Source organism: Bacillus sp. FSL M8-0025 (genome assembly GCF_037975475.1).
Lineage (GTDB): Bacteria > Bacillota > Bacilli > Bacillales > Bacillaceae > Bacillus > Bacillus subtilis.
Genome location: NZ_CP150258.1, coordinates 2,952,272 through 2,969,733 on the forward strand (window position 1 = coordinate 2,952,272; position 17,462 = coordinate 2,969,733).

Sequence of the window (17,462 nt, forward strand, 5' to 3'; positions counted from 1 at the left end):
CCTCGTTAGCGCGGCATACGCCGCACTCACTTGATACTTTTAACGCAGTTATGCGTCAGCGGCTTTTCACCGCTGCAACTCTGAGGTGAGTTCGGAAACAAACTTGATTGACTTTCACCAGCCGTCAACTCTCTGCAACAATATCTGTTTCTTACTGCTCCTCTTCATTGTTCTTATCGCAACCGTAATCTAACTGTATTTTATAGAATTCTGTTCATAAGTGCAAGCAGGTTTGTATACAATGGGAATGTACCCTGAACGGGCGGAGATTGAGGACAATTATTCGGGTGGAGTTTTGGTTTGACGTTTGGACTCGGCCGGTTCGCCGCCGCTGTTCAGTTCTCTCACAAAGTCAAAACTTCTGAGAACAGCTTCACCGCCGTAGCCTGAGATAATGGATAAGATGACAAGTTGAATTCCTGAATCGGGGTCAGCGGATAATACAAGTAAAATGGAAGCCGTCATGCCGATAAACCAATCTTCCAAAAATCCAAGGTAGATAAACCGCTTCGTCATTCTGGGCTTCTCCAGCCTGCCTCTCTTTTTCACATGACCGAGAATCCCCATGATTCCTCCAATTACACAAGCAATGAGTACCTGATGCAGCATCTTCATCATCACCTTCCTAAAGCCCTTATTTCGTAAAGCGACTTCAGGCCATCCAGCCCCCTTAAACGATTCCGATGATTTTCGATATCTACATACCGGCAAATCTGTAAAAAGCTTGTTTCTTCCATTATATGTGAACACATGATCGGTAAGCTTGATGCATTGGATTCATTTTTCACCCAGTGACATTGACCTAGTCACCTATTTAGCATGTAGAAAACCTTTCCGTTCATATGTTCAAATTCTGTTCTTATTTTTAGTGTATACGAGGACAAGCCCTAATGACAAACAACAAACTGCACTTGCTTGAATCAGAACATGTGTTGTGCTACGGTTACTGTAGAATTCATTTTAAAAAGGGGAATATCAGGCTTTCGCATAGCAAGCTGACGGCCTAAGGGGGATTTATATGGCTAGTTTTCAATCATTTGGGATACCAGGACAGCTGGAAGTCATCAAAAAAGCGCTTGATCACGTGCGAGTCGGTGTGGTAATTACAGATCCCGCACTTGAAGATAATCCTATTATCTACGTAAATCAAGGCTTTGTTCAAATGACCGGCTACGAGACCGAGGAAATTTTAGGAAAGAACTGCCGCTTCTTACAGGGGAAACACACAGATCCTGCAGAAGTGGACAACATCAGAACCGCTTTACAAAATAAAGAACCGGTCACCGTTCAGATTCAAAACTACAAAAAAGACGGAACGATGTTCTGGAATGAATTAAATATTGATCCAATGGAAATAGAGGATAAAACGTATTTTGTCGGAATTCAGAAAGACATCACCAAGCAAAAAGAGTATGAAAAGCTTCTCGAGGATTCCCTCACGGAAATTACTGCACTTTCAACTCCTATTGTCCCGATTCGCAATGGCATTTCGGCTCTTCCGCTAGTCGGAAACCTGACAGAGGAGCGATTTAATTCCATCGTTTGCACATTGACGAATATCTTATCAACATCCAAAGATGATTATTTGATCATTGATTTATCCGGATTGGCCCAAGTGAACGAACAAACGGCCGACCAAATTTTCAAGCTGAGCCATTTGCTGAAATTGACCGGAACTGAGTTAATCATTACCGGCATTAAGCCTGAATTGGCCATGAAAATGAATAAACTGGATGCCAATTTTTCGTCGCTGAAAACATATTCAAATGTAAAGGATGCTGTTAAAGTGCTTCCGATTATGTAAAAAGATCCCGCTCATCCGGCGGGATCTTTCAGATTGTTGACAAAATCCTAAAATGGTTTTCATTTTAGGATTTTGTCATCTTTTCAGCGTGATTGAAAACCCTTGAAGTCTAGGAAGGACGAGCATAGGAGCGGAGCGAATGTTCTAATTCGTGAGCACCGAAGCGCAGGCCTGACAACGAATGCGAGGGTTTGTCGACACGCTGAAAGATCCCGCTCACCCAGCGGGATCTTTTATTATGAAGAGATTGATGCCTGCTTATTTGTTTCTTTAGCTGATTTGAGCCGTTTGTCATATAGAAGCGTTGTGGCAATACTGATCAGCAGCAATACCAACAGAGATAAAACAAGAGCCCTAATGCCGTAATGATCGACAAGCACTCCTCCGAACAGGGGACCAATCATTCTGCCGCCTGTCGCCGCACTGTTGACAAAGCCTTGATAAAAGCCTTCTTTCCCTTTAGGGGCAAGCTGATTGGCAATAGTCGGCACAGCAGGCCAAACAAGCATTTCTCCGATAGTCAGGATTACCATCGCAGCGAGAAACATCGGAAATTGCTTTGCAGTCAGCAGCATGCTGAAAGACACAATAAAAATGATAAAGCCGATGACCATTTGCGCTTTTAGCGACTCGGCCCATTTTTTCACCACAAAACTGACGAGCGGCTGGCCGAGCACAATGAGAATTCCGTTAACCGTCCACAGCACGCTGTATAAGGAAAGAGATATTCCAATGCTTTGTGTGTACGAAGCAATTGTGGTTGACCACTGAGAATAAGCCAGCCATCCGAGTACATAGCCTCCGCTTAAAATGATCAGTGCGGCAAATTTTGCTTTGCTGTTCACAGCATCATAATCAAGCACAGACGTTTGGGACGCATCTCCCGTCTGAATATTTCGAAATCCGAAATATACAATAAAGAAAAAGACCAGATACAGCGCGGCATTTGCCAAAAATACATATGAAAACGAGAAAGATGCCACGATACCGCCAAGCGCTGAACCGACGGCCACGCCCGCGTTTTGCGCGACATATATCGCATTAAATGCCTTCCTTCCCCCTTCAGGCCATACCGATCCCGCCATTGCGTAGCTGGCCGGAAAAACAACACCGGAGCCAAAGCCCACAATCGTCAGCAGCACAATATAGGCTGGCCAATCATGAAAAAAGACAAGACCCATCAGGCTTGCTAACGTAATGGCTATCCCAAGCATAATCGATTTAAAACCGCCGATTTTATCAAACAAAAAACCTCCGCATAAATTACCAGCCACACTGGCGCCGGAATTCAGCATCAGGACAAGTCCGGCTACTGTTAACGACTTTCCTAAATGATTATGGATATAAATCGTATTCAGCGGCCATAAAAAAGAAGCACCCGTCACATTGATAAACATTCCAATGACTAAAATTTTAAGAGCACGCGGCATACTCATCCCCCTTTCTTACCTAAAAAAGCTCATGAAAAAAACGAAACCTAAAACGGCTCCGTACGAATCCAGTTATCATAGCACATTCATTCTATCTGTCTCTCTCACATTTTTCAACTGATGAGCGTGAAAAAATCTAACAAATATTGTTTGAAAAATGTAAAATAAATAGAAAAAGGGGTCATATTATGGAAATGGTATTAGCATTCTTAGGTTTTCTGGCATGTCTCATTGCACTGGGCTATGGATTATATCACCTTGTCAGATATGTACTGAAAAAGGAAAAACGTTTCTCCAAGAGACTTTTTTGGCCGCTTTTCATTGGAGGCCTTGTGCTGCTCTTTACCGGGGCAGCATTGGCAGAACCTGACACTTCCGCAGCAAATGCCGAGAAAAAATATTCAGCGCTAAACGCCGAATATAAAAACCTCACAAAAGAGCATGAAGAACTTGAGAAAGAATATAAATCTGTCAGCTCCGAAGCAAAGAAATTAAAAGACAACAAAGAAGATCAAGACAAGCTTGAAAAGCTTAAAAACGAAAATAGCGATCTAAAAAAGACTCAGAAATCATTAAAAGCTGAGATTAAAGAGCTTCAAGAAAATCAAAAGCAGCTCAAAGAAGATGCAAAAACGGCAAAGGCTGAAAATGAAACACTCCGACAAGATAAAACAAAGCTTGAAAATCAATTAAAAGAGACGGAAAGCCAAACTGCCAGTTCTCATGAAGACACTGGAAGTTCTTCAAACAATACGAGTAAAAGTGATGAAACCAAAACAGCTGACAAAGCAGAAGGCTGTAATATCAAAGGAAGCAAAAACGGCATCTACCACACGCCAGGCAGTACATACTACGACCGGACAACCGATCCGGCTGAAATGTTTTGCTCAGTTGAAGAAGCTGAAGCCGCCGGTTATCGGGCGCCAAAACGATAAACAAAAAGCTCCAGAATGTCTGGAGCTTTTTCTGTTTCACAACGACGATTTAATGACCTTCTTATAATAAAGAACTGACAGAAAACCAAAAATGGAGTAGAGCGCAGTATATAACACCATCACCATAATCATAGGCGCCCATACCTCTGATCCGAATAAGAACCAGCCGGATTGGACGGCAAAGTAACTGTGGAAGAGGCCGACAACGAGCGGAATGCCGAAGTTGTACATTTGTTTGATGCGTATCCCCTTTATCAGGTCGCCCTGCGTAAAACCGAGTTTTCTTAAAATCGTATAGCTCGGTTTTTCATCTTCACTTTCTCCCATTTGTTTAAAATAAAGGATACAACCTGATGTAATCAGGAACGTTAACCCTAAGAAGCCGACGATGAACATCACCATACCAAACAGTGATTTTTGCGCAGCGCTTGTATCCAGTCTTGATAAATGCTCGTTTTTCTTGTTCACCTGTTGAAAAAGCTCATTTGCTTTTTCCATTTGATCTTCATGTTTCACATTGATGCCGATAAATGTAGATTGCGCCAGCTGAATGCGGGGGTCTTTATCCTTGTCCAGCTGTTTAAACAGGCTGTCATCCACAATGACAGCGGGCATGCCCCCGCTTGTAAACGTGTAGGATACAAGAAACTCTTCTCTTAATCCTTTATATTTTAATGGCTGCGCCTCATGCTTGCTTTTTACTTTAATAACACCAGAGTCCTTGAAAACCATTATTTTTTGCAGCAAGTCGGTGTATCCTGAGAAAACGGCTTCTCCAGCCGCCACATCGACTCCTTTTACATCTTTGTCGCTAACAACAGCAAGCTGCATATTGCCGGGATCGCCCTGCATCTCTTTCGGAGTTCCATCCATGATATTTGCAATGTCAACATTTGCTTGCAGGACAGGTGTTGCTTTTTTTACAAACGAGATGTTGCTTTCACTCAAATTGTTTTCAAATAACTTGGCATCTTTCTCATTCATGAATGAAAAATCAGCCGCTACATTTTGTTCAGCGGTCTTTTCCGACGAGTAATACGAGATGTAAGCAAGAGATAACAGCCCGATGGCGAGCGCTGAAACGGTTGTAATAATCGTCAGCAGCAGCGCATTCGATTTCATTCTGAACATGATCGATGACAGTGACAGAACCTCAGAAATATTTAAGTAGCCGCCCTTGCTTTTTCGAATGATATTCGAGATAAACGTAACTGATCCTTTATAAAACAAAAACGTCCCGATAATGACGCTCCCCAGAATGAAGCTCATCGCAACAAACAGTTCATTAATGGTCTTAAATTTTCCGCCAAACAGCTCAGAAGACACATAGTATCCTGTCAAAATCAACACGATGCCTAAAGCGCCGATCAGCATTTGGAAAAATGATATTTTCTTCACTTTGTCTTCAGTGGAGGACGTTACTTTAAACAAAGATAAAATACTCTGTTTTTTGATAAACGTATAATTCATGATCATGATCAAAAGGTAAATGCCGCAGAACACAATGACCGTTTGGACCAAGGCCTGCTCAGAAAAATGCAGTTTCGCATCCGCTTTGACATCGACAATTTTGAACAGAATCATCAAGACAAGCTTCGATATCGAAAACCCGGCCGCTACCCCGATCGCTAATGAACCGAAATACAGCATGACATTTTCTGCACTTAAGATGCGAAAAATTTTATGCTTCGTCATTCCAATTAATTGAAACAGCCCGATTTCTTTACTCCGTCTCTTAATAAAAATTGTATTGGCATATAAAATGAAGATCGCCACTACAGCCACAAGCAAAATCGAAGCGGTTTTAATAGCCGCGGCTCCCTTGATTGAAGCCTTCACTTCGTTAATTGCTGGATCATACTGCAGCGTGACAAAGGCGAAATAAAGCGCCACGCTAAAGATGAGCGCAAACACATACAAATAGTAATTCCGGAGATTCTTTTTCAAATTTCGCAGGATGAGCTGATTAATGTTCATGCTGCACCCCGCCTAACACGCCTTGCGTTTTCATAATATCCTGGAAAAACGTTTGCCTGTCCTGGCCCCCTTTATTCAGCTGTGTATACATTTGCCCGTCCTTAATAAAAATGACTCTGCCGCAGTAGCTGGCAGCGACGGGATCATGGGTAACCATAATAATCGTCGCGTTGCGTTTTTGATTGAGCTGGCTCAGCTTATTTAATAGATCGGAGGCCGATTTCGAATCGAGCGCGCCGGTCGGTTCATCAGCGAAAATAATGCTCGGGTCATGAATAAACGCTCTTCCAGCGGATGTTCTCTGCTTCTGGCCGCCGGAAATTTCATTCGGGTATTTATCCCGCAATTCATATATTCCCAGTTCCTTTGCAACTTCCTCAAACTTGCGATTGGCTTCCTTTTTTGATAGTTTCGTGATCGATAAAGGCAGAAGGATATTCTCTTTCACTGTCAATGTGTCTAACAAATTGTAATCCTGAAAGATAAAGCCTAAATGCTGTTTTCTAAATTCAGCCAGCTGCTTTTCCTTCATAGCCGTCATGTCATTTCCATTAATATGAATGGTTCCGTGACTGACCTGATCGATTGAGGACAGAACGTTGAGCAAAGTGGTTTTTCCCGACCCGGAAGCCCCCATAATACTGACGAATTCGCCCTTTTCAATGTGAATATCGATGCCCTTCAGCACTTCCTGTTTATTCAGCTTGTTTCCATAACTTTTTCGAATTTTATTCGCTTCTAAAATCACCATTTACGCAGTCTCCTTTATATTGGATAATCTCATTATAAAAAGGAATGCCGGGCTTTTCCTTCGATACGGCGAACAAAAAAGAAAAGCATGTGACATTTTCGTCACACGCTTATGACATGTTCAAATTGATTCCGTATTGGAAAGGTTAATGTAAAAACTGTTCCCGCACCAAACTCCGACTCAACATCAATATGGATCAATAACGGCGCCGCTGCTTTTTTTGCCAAGTACAGCCCCATGCCAGTTGACGCTTGATCATGGTGATCCGTTGTGGATGTAAACCCTTTATCAAAAATACGCGGTACATCTTTTGGATCAATGCCCCTGCCACAGTCCTTCACTTGGAGCTGCGTCTGTTCCCCTTTTTGAAAGCTTTTGATCTCGATTTCAGAGGCTTCGCTGTATTTCACCGCGTTTGTCAGCAGCTGCCTGATGATAAACGCCAGCCATTTTGCATCGCTCAGCACTTCTTTGGCCTCGAGCTTTATGTCAAAACCGATCCCTTTTTGGATACACCACGATTGTAAATCTTTGATTTCTTTAAAGATCAAAGGCTGAAGCTGAATGAATTCTACTGACAGATCGTTTTCAATAAATGATATCCGTTTTTGATGAAGCTGCTGATCAAGAAGCAGGTGAATACGCAGCCATTCATATGACAGCTGGGATTTCAGTGCTTTTTCTTCCATTCTATCAATGATTAAATGCATCGCTGTTAATGGGGTTTTGACCTCATGGATCCATGCCATCAGCTCATCTTTTTCATTTTCCAATGCTAAGCGATGCCGTGCTGCGGTCTGCTTCAAGTGTTCTGTTTGCCCGGCAATGCTTCTTTCAACCATTGCTTCAAACGGCGTTTCCGGTTCATTTATGGCTGTCACATCGAGATTGTTCTCCCATGTTTTCAAGCTTTTATAAAACGCTGTTTCTTTCCGATAGCGGAACCAAAGGAATATGATAAAAAACAAGATGCACAAATACACCATATAAAGTACATTCCCGAATGATATGGAAGGATCGACAAAAGCAATGAACAGCATCAAAGCCTGCTGAAACAAAAACGCGGCAATCCAGCTCCGCCTTTCGATAAGGAATGCTTTAATCATAGAACTTGTCCTCTTCCTTCGCGATGTAGCCCTGGCCCACCTTTGTCTCGATATATGCACCTAGCTGCAGGACCTCCAGTTTTTTTCGAAGGCGATTGACATTGACGGTCAGCGTATTATCACTAACAAAACGCTCATCGTTCCACAAGCTTCTGATCAGCTCTTCCCGGCTGACGATCTTGTTTTTTTGCTCTATTAATTGTTTTAGAATGAACATTTCATTTTTGGTCAGTTCAACAGATCCTTTGTCATTGCTGACGAGGTTCTGCTCCGCGTCTACAGCAGCGCCGCACCACGTTTTAATCGTATTCGGCTCCGTATTATAATGGTGCACACGCCGGAACATCGCTTGGATTTTCGCAATCAGCACATCAAAATGAAATGGCTTTTGGATAAAGTCATCTGCCCCGAGCTGCATGGACATCACCATATCAGCAGGATGATCCCGGGAGGATAAAAAGAGAATCGGAACATTTGACCGGGAGCGGATCAGCCGGCACCAATGAAAGCCGTCAAATTTAGGCAGCTGTACATCAATAATGACACAATCAGGATTAACCGCCGCAAATTCCTGCAGCACCTGACTGAAATCCTGAATGCCGTATACATCATAGGACCATCCCGTTAAACGATCCTTGATTTCATGAAACAGCGATTCATCATCTTCAATCAGCAAAAGTTTAAACAATCAACTCACCGCACTTTTTCCTTTTTTATCAAGTGTATAGCAAAACGCTATCATGCGCTATAGAAAAAGCCGGCTGTCTCAGCCGGCTCGTTCGCATTATAGTTCTCTTCTCAACGCTGTCAGCACGTTGGTTTTTGTTGCTTTTCTCGCCGGGTTCATTCCGGAAATGACTGCGACCCCTCCGCAAATCACAACGGCAATGATCACAAGACTCGCCGGGATGTAGGAGAATGTGTAATTCAAGTCGCCCGCATCGCTTCCGCTTGTGGCCGCAAGAATCATCGGAACGGCCAGGTTGACAAGGTAGCTCACGCCGTAAGAAATGATAATCCCAATCACACAGCCTAAAATTCCGATATACGCGCTTTCCATCAAGAACATTCGGCGAATGATTGACGGGCTCGCCCCAATCGCTTTCATAATGCCGATCTCTTGCGTTCTCTCTGTCACCGCCATCGTCATCGTGTTAAAAATGCCGATCGCTGAAATGATAACTGCGATACATCCGACAAAGATCAGTCCGATTTTGAAGACCATGAAGAAGGTATTGGCTCCCTCAAGTTCGGTAGTCACTGATGTGACATAGTACCCGTCATCTGTTAGATCATTTGTCAGCTGCTCCACATTCTCAAACTTATCAGCAAAAACGCCAATGTTCGTTTCAACATTTCCGCCTTTGAAATCTAAGAATTCCGAAAAATCTTTTTTGAATTGATCACTGATAAAAATGTTTGAGTCCTCCATCCAGTCTTGAGATGGTTTTTTTGTAATACCGACAATTTTAAAGTCATATGTTTTTGTTTTTGTAACATCCCCTGTTTTAGGATCTGTCTTCGATACACTTAGTTCTATTGTTTTGTTCAGAATATCTTTCGTATAGCCCTTTGGTTCTTTTATATCTTCTGGATTTCCTTTTGCTTCTTCGATTTTTTTGTTATATTCGTCCGATTCTTTTTTCGTTAATAATCTCTTTGCGAAGTCGTATCCTACTACGATTTCATTTTCCGACTTTGCGACTCTTCCCTTTTCCAATTCCATATTGGCCTTTAATTCATCATTCATATTAGTAAAAATGAGATTTGAGCTTTCATTTGTACGATTGCCTAAAGTAGCTTTGTTTGGTTCATACACTTGTGTTCTTTCTACAACTGACCTTACGTGATCATACTTCTCTAAATCAGCTTTTTTAATAGGCTTGTCTCCTTCCTTGCCCATTACACTGACTTTCGTTACAACCTGCTGGCTCATTGTCATATCTGTAATTGTCTTTTGAATCCCAAATCCAACGGACGACAGCACAACCAAAAACGCACACGCCATCGTTGTTGCAAGAATCGTCATAAAGACGCGAAGTCTGTTTTTCTTCATATTTCTTCTGATAAAATGAACCTGATCCTTAAACCTCAACGGTAATTCCTCCTTTTAGCACACCATCATGAAGCTGAAATTTTGAATGTCCGATAGAAGCGACTTCATCATCGTGAGTAATGATCACAAATGTAATGCCACGCTCACGATTCAGCTGCTGGATCAATTCCAGCACTTCATGTTCCGTTTCTGAATCAAGGCTTCCCGTCGGCTCATCCGCTAAAATAATCGAAGGATTTAAAATCAATGCTCGAGCAATACTGACACGCTGCTGCTGGCCGCCTGACAGTTCATTCGGATAATGAGCGGCGTGGTTTTCCAGACCGACGCGTTTCAGCATGTCCTGCACCTTTTGCTTCCGCTCAGATGGCTTGATTCCTTTTAACGCCAGCGGCATTTCCACATTCTCATACGTTGTTAAGCCCGGGATGAGCTGAAAGCTTTGGAAAATAAACCCGAAATGGTCAAGCCGAAATTGCGCCCATTCCTTTTCATTAAACCCCGTAACATCAGTGCCATTAATGACAATCCGCCCTTTTGTCGGCGATATGTAGCCGGAAATCAAATTCAAAAGCGTTGATTTCCCTGAGCCGCTTCGTCCGACAATGCAGGCGATTTCCCCTTTCGCCACGCTCAATGAAACATCCTTCAATACTGGAACTTCATTCTCACGGCCCTTTTTTCCGATCGTGAAAGAATGGTCAATATGCTGAACATCAATCATATGTTCTCTCTCCCTTACAAAAGTTTCATTTTTTTATAAATCGCAAAATAACTAATCAAGAAACCGATTACCGCACCTGTACCCATGCCAATGAGATAACCGGCAAAGCTCTCGCTTGCAGTAAATCCAAAATAGCCGAAGCCCATGATTCCTATGATAATAACGATGATCTGCACCGGGCGGTTAAGCGGCTTCCATAAGAAGAAATATCCGTTTCTTTCATTAGACATTTTAACAAAGCTAATATAGCCGATGATGTAAAAAATGATAGTCATGATAGCCGGAATGACTAAATAATATGGTGAATTCTCAGCCCATTTCGAGTCTACATAAATTATCGGAATGAAATACTGCACCCATTTAGGTACTGGACCATGGATAAAATCGATTGATCCGCCAAAAAGGATCTCGAGGTTGATCGCAGGCAGGCTGATGAGCAAAAATGGCGAAATGGCCACGGTAAATGAGACTAGAAGCTGTGCGAAACTATTGCCTGTCAAAGCTCCTCCGGCCATAACCAAAGAATAAGCCAGCATGCTAACAATAATCATTCCCAAGCTGTAGTTGTGAAAATAAACGGCCTGATCAGGCTTCAAAAGTATGATCAGCAAAACAGATAAAACATAACCTATGAGTTGCGGTATCACAATCACCATTCCGCCAGTAAGGAACTTCGCATGAAATATCTGCCCTCTTGTATACGGAAGGCTTAATGTAAAATCAAAAAAGCCCTTGCTTCGTTCAATCCCTAGCTGGCTGACCGCCAAAACGACTCCCCAAATCCAAAACAATGAGATAAATGAGCTGTTTAAATAATCAACGCTGAATACGCAGGGGCCGACCCAATTTTCTTTTCCAGTGACACAGCCTTGATAGATGAGATACATATTTAAAATTGATAATGGATTACCCAATATAAAAACCAAAATGGTGATAACTAAGGCGACTTTATTCTGCCGCCACTCTTTGTAAAGCAGTCCGGAATCCGGCAACTCACTTCCCTCCAAACCTATGGCATTTCTTACACTTTTGTTTTCTTATAAATAGAGAAGTAGCTCACAAAGAATCCAGCCACTGCCCCAATGATCATACCCAAAATATAACCAATAATGGAATGTCCGGTATAGTATCCAAATAAACCAAATCCAAGGATGCCGAAAGCCATAACCAGAATTTGCACCGGACGGTCTAATCTGTTCCATAAGAAAAAGTGTCCGTTTCGTTCACTGGGATGCTTTTTGAAGCTTATCAAACCAATCAAGTAAAACAGAATGCTCATGGCAGCTGGAATCATTAAAATATATTTACTATCGATAAGCCAGTCACTTGCAACATAACCAATGGGCACAAGATATAATAAATTGCTCGTCAGAGAGAAATACACCTCCAGGGAAGGGAACATTTCCCATATATTCACACCAAAAACAACTTCAAAGTTTCCAACCGGCAATGCAACAATTAAATACGGCAATACCGCAGCAGCAAATGCCGTTAATAACTGGGCAAAAACATTCCCCGTTAATGCACCAGCAGCCATCAACAAACAATAAGCCATAAAACTAATCACAATTACTCCAACGCTGCTGTGCTCAAAAAAGTAGACGTGTTCAGGGTTATAGACAAGAATCAGCAGCCACGCAAATAAAAAGCCAATTAATTGCGACAGCACAATCACAAAACCGCCTAACCAAAATTTCGTCTGAAAAATTTGGCTTCTGTTATATGGGAGGCTTAATATAAAATCCATCGTGCCTTTCGAACGTTCCATTCCGAGGAAGCAGACCGCCAAAATGACCCCCGGCACCCAGTTGATATCTATTAGATTGCTCCTATGATAATTCACAATAAATTCACAATATTGCGGGTCTTGATGAGCCAGACACCCTTGATAAGACAAATACGTATTAATGATAGAAAGCGGATTTGCCAGCACTAAAAACGCAATACTTAGCAAAATCACCACTTGATTCTGTTTCCACTCTCGATAGAGGAGACCTCGGTCTACCATCTCCGCTTCCCTCCAAACTTCGCAATGAACACTTCTTCCAGGTTGACAGGAAGCTCATTCCATACTTTTGGCTTCAGCTCTCTCAAAAAGCTCTTTTTCTCCTCATCGCTTTTCGGAATCAGCACTGTGTAAAACACGCCGGCCTGATCGAGCATCGGAATGTTTTGCTCTCTGATGGCCAAATTGACATCTGTATCGAAGGCCATTTGAATTTTAATGTATTCTTCTTTTAACTCATCAAGATCCATGACGTTGGTCAGTCTGTAATCTTCGAGAAAACCAATTCGGTTGCACATCCGTTCAATGTCCTCAAGGCGATGGGAAGTGATCAGGATGCTCGTATCACGCTCAGCCACTTCATCGACCATCAGCTGCAGCACATCATGTCTAGTTACCGCATCAATACCGTCCGTCGGCTCATCCAGGAGAATCAGCGCCGGTCTCGCCGCAAACGACAGAACGAGGGACAGCTGTTTTTTCAAGCCTGTCGACAGCTCACGGTATTTTTTCGTTTCCGGAATTTCGTACCTGTTCATCAGCTCATTCGCGTACGTGACATCAAATTTCGGATATATTCTTCTCAAAATATCGACTAACTGCTTGTATGTATACTTATCGTAAAACGGATTTTGAACAGGCATGTAGATGATATTTTGTTTGACCTTCGGGTGCTTTTTGATTTCTACGCCGTCAAATAAAATCGTTCCGCTGTCAGCGAAAATGATTTGCTGGATTAAGCGAAGCATCGTCGTTTTCCCTGATCCGTTGCGTCCAAGCAATCCAAAGATTTCTCCTTTTTCGATTGTTAATGAAACATCTTTTAATACTTGATTGCCGTCAATCGCTTTTGACAGCTGCCGCAGTTCAATCATTTTTTTTGCCTCCCTTCACATCAGCGCTGATTTCCTTTATCCATTCGTGCAGTTTTTCCAGCTCAACCCCTGCATAGTGTGCATCGATGATGAGCTGTTTGAGTTGCTCTTTAATCATCGTCATCTTCCCTTCAACCAGTGTCGTTTTTGCATTCTCCGATATATAGGTCCCTCTGCCCCGCAGCGTTTCAATAATCCCCTCTCGCTCAAGTTCTTTATACGCTTTGCTGACAGTGTTCGGATTCGCAATAATGATCGTTGCCAATTCTCTGACAGAAGGAAGCTTATCACCAGGCTTCATGATCCCTTTCAAACAAAGCTCTTTCATTTGCTGAATAATTTGTTCGTAAATGGGTGTTGAGCTTCTTGGATCGATTTGAATCATTTACTTCCCTACTTTCTATACGATCTGAACCTTTTATAGATAAAAATGATCAATTATACTTTTTTGCCATTCAAAACCGATCATCACGAGAACAAGAAAAAAAGAACAAGCGATTACAGATGCCGCAATCAGCATTGGCACGTTACGTTTGTTTCGTTTTTTATGTTTCATAACTGCCTCCCTTAATGTCAATATATAAATGATTTTATATTAGTGTCTATAGTGTATTACTTCAATTAGTACACTTAATACAATAAATACTTTGACTCACAAAGTCAATCCTTTTTTTACAAAAAAACGGACCCTTTTAAAAGGGTCCGTTTTCCTACACATCAAGAGGGTGCTGCAGGATCATATTATTTTGCAAAGATTGAAGCTGAAGTCTCATTCTGTACAGCTGTTCTCTCTGCTGATCATTTGACGACAGCCATAGTTTATTCAAGGCATTTACCGCATCTTCTAGCTGCATTTGTGCATCACTATATTCTTGATCGTTATAATGCTCTTGTTTAGAAGCGATTTTCAGCTGTTCTTCAGCATAATCATAGGCCTGCATACATTGCTGGAGATGTTCATCTACTGATTGTCTTGTTGCCACAGTAACCCCTCCTCTTGGTAATGGAAATCATCCATCATTCATATTGTAGCCTCATCTGACTTTATTCAATAAAGTAATTTATGGTCGATATTCATTTGTTCTCTTGTGAAATGCGTGCTACAATTTTAGGATGCAATCGTACGCAAGGAGGCACATGAATTGTGATGCAGAACAATCCTTTTCCTTATTCAAATACGGAAAAACGCTATCATACATTGAATTATCATCTCAGAGAACATTTCGGCCATAAGGTGTTTAAAGTAGCGCTTGACGGCGGTTTTGACTGTCCGAATCGGGACGGCACCGTAGCCCACGGAGGCTGTACTTTTTGCAGCGCAGCAGGCTCCGGCGATTTTGCCGGGAACCGGGCCGATGATTTAATTACGCAATTCCATGACATCAAAAACCGCATGCACGAAAAATGGAAGGATGGCAAGTACATCGCTTATTTTCAGGCTTTCACAAACACTCACGCCCCGGTTGAGGTGCTTCGTGAGAAATTCGAATCCGTCCTCTCCTTAGATGATGTGGTCGGCATTTCGATCGCCACACGCCCGGACTGTCTGCCTGATGATGTCGTTGATTACTTGGCAGAGCTGAATGAACGTACGTATTTGTGGGTGGAGCTTGGGCTTCAAACAGTTCATGAACGGACTGCACTTCTGATCAACCGTGCACATGATTTTAACTGCTATGTGGAAGGCGTCAATAAATTAAGAAAACACGGCATACGTGTCTGCTCGCATATTATCAACGGGCTGCCTTTGGAAGACCGGGACATGATGATGGAAACGGCAAAGGCCGTCGCAGATTTGGATGTCCAGGGCATTAAAATCCATCTGCTTCACCTACTGAAAGGCACGCCGATGGTCAAGCAATATGAAAAAGGAAAGCTGGAATTTCTTTCTCAAGATGATTATGTGCAGCTCGTCTGCGATCAGCTTGAGATCATTCCGCCTGAAATGATCGTCCACCGCATTACAGGTGACGGACCGATTGAGTTGATGATCGGGCCAATGTGGAGCGTCAACAAATGGGAAGTACTTGGCGCCATTAATAAAGAGCTCGAAAACCGAGGCAGCTATCAAGGAAAGTTCTTTCAGCGGCTTGAGGAGGAATCAGCGCTATGATTTTGAAGAAAATTCTTCCCTACAGCAAAGAACTGCTGAAAATGGCCGCGGGAGAAGGAGATATTGTCGTAGATGCGACAATGGGCAACGGACATGATACACAGTTTTTAGCGGAGCTTGTTGGTGAAAACGGTCATGTGTACGCATTCGACATCCAAGAATCAGCCGTGGCCAATACAAAGGAACGGCTCGGTGACATGTATCAAGCGCGAACAACGTTATTTCACAAAAGCCATGATAAAATCGCTGAATCCCTCCCGCCTGAAACACATGGCAAAGTGGCGGCCGCGGTATTTAACCTCGGCTATTTGCCGGGCGGGGACAAATCAATTACGACAAACGGCAGTTCTACGATCAAAGCAATTGAACAGCTTCTCGGCATCATGAAAGACGAAGGTCTGATTGTTCTCGTCGTCTATCATGGCCACCCGGAAGGCAAAGCTGAAAAAAACGACGTGCTCGAGTTTTGCCGGGACTTGGACCAGCAAACAGCCCGTGTATTATCATACGGATTTATCAATCAGCAAAATGACCCGCCATTTATTATCGCCATCGAAAAAAAAGCTCAGATCAGCAAATGATTTGAGCTTTTTTCTTTGAGTTTTTCATCCAGGACATTTTTTGAAATTTCCGGTAGGCTCTGCCGTTGATATAAAAGAAAAGGGAGGTTTTTCCGCTGGCTTTGATCAGCTTCTTTGCGAGCCGGCCCATTTCCTTTTGGCCTGCCACTTTATCATCTGACAAATAAACGCCAAGCAAGCCGCGATTGATTAAACGATGGAAGTTTTCATGCGGAATGCCTTGTAAATGCTCGTCGGCTTTATGGATAAAGTGTTCAAGCCGGTCCATCATCTCTTCATGAGACTGATAATACGAGCAGAAATTCAAGTCTCCTTCCAGCAAGTCCTCCTCTTGATCAATCAAATAATCAAGCAGGATATGAAGACCCTGTATGTAAGGAAAATAACTGTCGCGGATTTTTTTAGCGGTGCTTTCTGTGAAATCAGGCTGGAACGAATACGCAACCAGACAGAAAATGCCTAACGTTGAGCCTGCACAGGCTGAAAATTCATACCATTCCATCTCAGGCAGCTCTGATTCATATTGAGTAAACCACTTTTCAAGCCGCGGAACACGCTCATGCTCAATAACGTGCTTATGCACCTGCAAATCGCAATAATAGCCGCACAGTTCAAGCAGATAAGGTTTAATCATGTCATAGTGCTCAATGGAACCAAGGACACGCTGGCACGTTTTGACCAGTTCGTGCAGATATCCGCTGTCATCCTGTTCTTCCCTGAATTGATAATAGTTTTGCAGTTCCGCCCCAACTGTCAGTGCATCCTGCATTGAGGCATGGAGCATCCGAAAATCCTGCGGGTCCAGCGAGGTGCTGCGGTCACACAGATTGTCCAAATAATCACTAATCGTTTGATACGCGATGATAAACTCGACACATTTCTGTTTTTGGCTGCCTGACAATAAGGCCAGTATGCCGCCGCCTTCACAGTGAAACGTTTTGTCCCGAATACTTGCGGTTGCCTGTGCTTTCAATTCACTGTTATGAATCGATTCTGATTTTTGCTTCCATATGTCCAGCTCTTGATGAACGAGCGGAAAAATATCTCGATATACCTTTGCCATCAATCCAAAAGGATGTTCCGGTACTGTCAACACATGCACCCC

General features: G+C 42.7%; 19 protein-coding genes and 1 other annotated feature (1 of these 20 cut by a window edge). Of the genes, 4 read left to right on the top strand and 15 right to left on the bottom strand.

Annotation, left to right across the window (positions count from 1 at the left end; all coding sequences use genetic code 11):
• Nucleotides 1-177, bottom strand: a binding site (T-box leader) (it extends 38 nt beyond the left edge of the window).
• A gap of 102 nt (nucleotides 178-279) precedes the next feature.
• A complete protein-coding gene (locus MKX38_RS15290) occupies nucleotides 280-615 on the bottom strand; it encodes a DUF4257 domain-containing protein (RefSeq protein WP_003246114.1) in 336 nt (111 codons plus the stop codon).
• A 403-nt stretch (nucleotides 616-1,018) separates the two neighbouring features.
• Between MKX38_RS15290 and MKX38_RS15295 the strand changes: the two genes are divergently transcribed.
• The gene (locus tag MKX38_RS15295; RefSeq protein WP_003229169.1) at nucleotides 1,019-1,804 is read left to right on the top strand and encodes a blue-light photoreceptor; all 786 of its coding nucleotides are present in this window, start codon (nucleotides 1,019-1,021) and stop codon (nucleotides 1,802-1,804) included.
• A gap of 236 nt (nucleotides 1,805-2,040) precedes the next feature.
• Here the strand turns inward: MKX38_RS15295 and MKX38_RS15300 are convergent, their stop codons facing one another.
• Nucleotides 2,041-3,234 (bottom strand): MFS transporter, encoded by a 1,194-nt coding sequence (locus tag MKX38_RS15300; RefSeq protein WP_069322835.1) that lies wholly within the window; start codon nucleotides 3,232-3,234, stop codon nucleotides 2,041-2,043.
• A 188-nt stretch (nucleotides 3,235-3,422) separates the two neighbouring features.
• Here MKX38_RS15300 and MKX38_RS15305 point away from each other — a divergent pair, with 188 nt between their 5' ends.
• Nucleotides 3,423-4,169 carry an LMBR1 domain-containing protein gene (locus MKX38_RS15305; protein ID WP_048655239.1) on the top strand — a complete coding sequence of 249 codons (747 nt, stop codon included), beginning with the start codon at nucleotides 3,423-3,425 and terminating at the stop codon, nucleotides 4,167-4,169.
• Between the two features lie 36 nt (nucleotides 4,170-4,205).
• Here MKX38_RS15305 and bceB read toward each other — a convergent pair whose 3' ends face one another.
• The 12 genes from bceB to MKX38_RS15365 all read right to left on the bottom strand — a co-directional run bounded on the left by bceB (nucleotide 4,206) and on the right by MKX38_RS15365 (nucleotide 14,646).
• On the bottom strand, nucleotides 4,206-6,146 hold the full coding sequence (gene bceB, locus MKX38_RS15310; protein WP_339187633.1) for a bacitracin ABC transporter permease BceB: 1,941 nt from the start codon (nucleotides 6,144-6,146) through the stop codon (nucleotides 4,206-4,208).
• Nucleotides 6,136-6,897 carry a bacitracin ABC transporter ATP-binding protein BceA gene (gene bceA / locus MKX38_RS15315; RefSeq protein ID WP_003229137.1) on the bottom strand — a complete coding sequence of 254 codons (762 nt, stop codon included), beginning with the start codon at nucleotides 6,895-6,897 and terminating at the stop codon, nucleotides 6,136-6,138. Before bceA ends, bceB begins: the two co-directional genes overlap by 11 nt.
• Nucleotides 6,898-6,998: 101 nt before the next feature.
• Nucleotides 6,999-8,003 (bottom strand): two-component sensor histidine kinase BceS, encoded by a 1,005-nt coding sequence (bceS, locus tag MKX38_RS15320; protein WP_003229135.1) that lies wholly within the window; start codon nucleotides 8,001-8,003, stop codon nucleotides 6,999-7,001.
• Nucleotides 7,996-8,691: a two-component response regulator BceR gene (bceR, locus tag MKX38_RS15325; RefSeq protein ID WP_069323070.1), complete on the bottom strand. Its 696-nt coding sequence runs from the start codon at nucleotides 8,689-8,691 to the stop codon at nucleotides 7,996-7,998. The genes bceS and bceR overlap by 8 nt, the downstream gene beginning before the upstream one ends.
• Before the next feature lie 96 nt (nucleotides 8,692-8,787).
• A complete protein-coding gene (gene ytrF / locus MKX38_RS15330) occupies nucleotides 8,788-10,098 on the bottom strand; it encodes an ABC transporter permease YtrF (RefSeq protein WP_339187635.1) in 1,311 nt (436 codons plus the stop codon).
• A complete protein-coding gene (gene ytrE / locus MKX38_RS15335) occupies nucleotides 10,088-10,783 on the bottom strand; it encodes an ABC transporter ATP-binding protein YtrE (RefSeq protein WP_003229129.1) in 696 nt (231 codons plus the stop codon). The genes ytrF and ytrE overlap by 11 nt, the downstream gene beginning before the upstream one ends.
• A 14-nt stretch (nucleotides 10,784-10,797) precedes the next feature.
• A complete protein-coding gene (gene ytrD, locus MKX38_RS15340; RefSeq protein ID WP_221776923.1) occupies nucleotides 10,798-11,775 on the bottom strand; it encodes an ABC transporter permease YtrD in 978 nt (325 codons plus the stop codon).
• Between the two features lie 29 nt (nucleotides 11,776-11,804).
• A complete protein-coding gene (gene ytrC / locus MKX38_RS15345; protein WP_339187636.1) occupies nucleotides 11,805-12,791 on the bottom strand; it encodes an ABC transporter permease YtrC in 987 nt (328 codons plus the stop codon).
• Nucleotides 12,785-13,663, bottom strand: coding sequence for an ABC transporter ATP-binding protein YtrB (gene ytrB / locus MKX38_RS15350; protein ID WP_221776925.1), 879 nt, complete (start codon nucleotides 13,661-13,663; stop codon nucleotides 12,785-12,787). Before ytrB ends, ytrC begins: the two co-directional genes overlap by 7 nt.
• Entirely contained in the window at nucleotides 13,656-14,048 is a 393-nt protein-coding gene (gene ytrA / locus MKX38_RS15355; protein WP_003229121.1) for a GntR family transcriptional regulator YtrA, read from the bottom strand. Before ytrA ends, ytrB begins: the two co-directional genes overlap by 8 nt.
• A 33-nt stretch (nucleotides 14,049-14,081) precedes the next feature.
• The gene (locus MKX38_RS15360) at nucleotides 14,082-14,219 is read right to left on the bottom strand and encodes a hypothetical protein (RefSeq protein WP_003229119.1); all 138 of its coding nucleotides are present in this window, start codon (nucleotides 14,217-14,219) and stop codon (nucleotides 14,082-14,084) included.
• Nucleotides 14,220-14,373: 154 nt separating this feature from the next.
• Entirely contained in the window at nucleotides 14,374-14,646 is a 273-nt protein-coding gene (locus tag MKX38_RS15365; RefSeq protein ID WP_003229117.1) for a YtzC family protein, read from the bottom strand.
• A 161-nt stretch (nucleotides 14,647-14,807) separates the two neighbouring features.
• On the opposite strand from MKX38_RS15365, the gene MKX38_RS15370 reads away from it, so the two are divergent.
• Nucleotides 14,808-15,776, top strand: a complete 969-nt coding sequence (locus MKX38_RS15370) for a TIGR01212 family radical SAM protein (protein ID WP_021480354.1) — start codon at nucleotides 14,808-14,810, stop codon at nucleotides 15,774-15,776.
• The gene (locus MKX38_RS15375; RefSeq protein WP_038429495.1) at nucleotides 15,773-16,357 is read left to right on the top strand and encodes a class I SAM-dependent methyltransferase; all 585 of its coding nucleotides are present in this window, start codon (nucleotides 15,773-15,775) and stop codon (nucleotides 16,355-16,357) included. Before MKX38_RS15370 ends, MKX38_RS15375 begins: the two co-directional genes overlap by 4 nt.
• Here MKX38_RS15375 and tbcS read toward each other — a convergent pair.
• Nucleotides 16,347-17,450, bottom strand: a complete 1,104-nt coding sequence (gene tbcS / locus MKX38_RS15380) for a tetraprenyl-beta-curcumene synthase (RefSeq protein ID WP_004399076.1) — start codon at nucleotides 17,448-17,450, stop codon at nucleotides 16,347-16,349. The two genes, MKX38_RS15375 and tbcS, sit on opposite strands and share 11 nt — an antisense overlap.
• Between the last annotated feature and the right edge of the window lie 12 nt (nucleotides 17,451-17,462).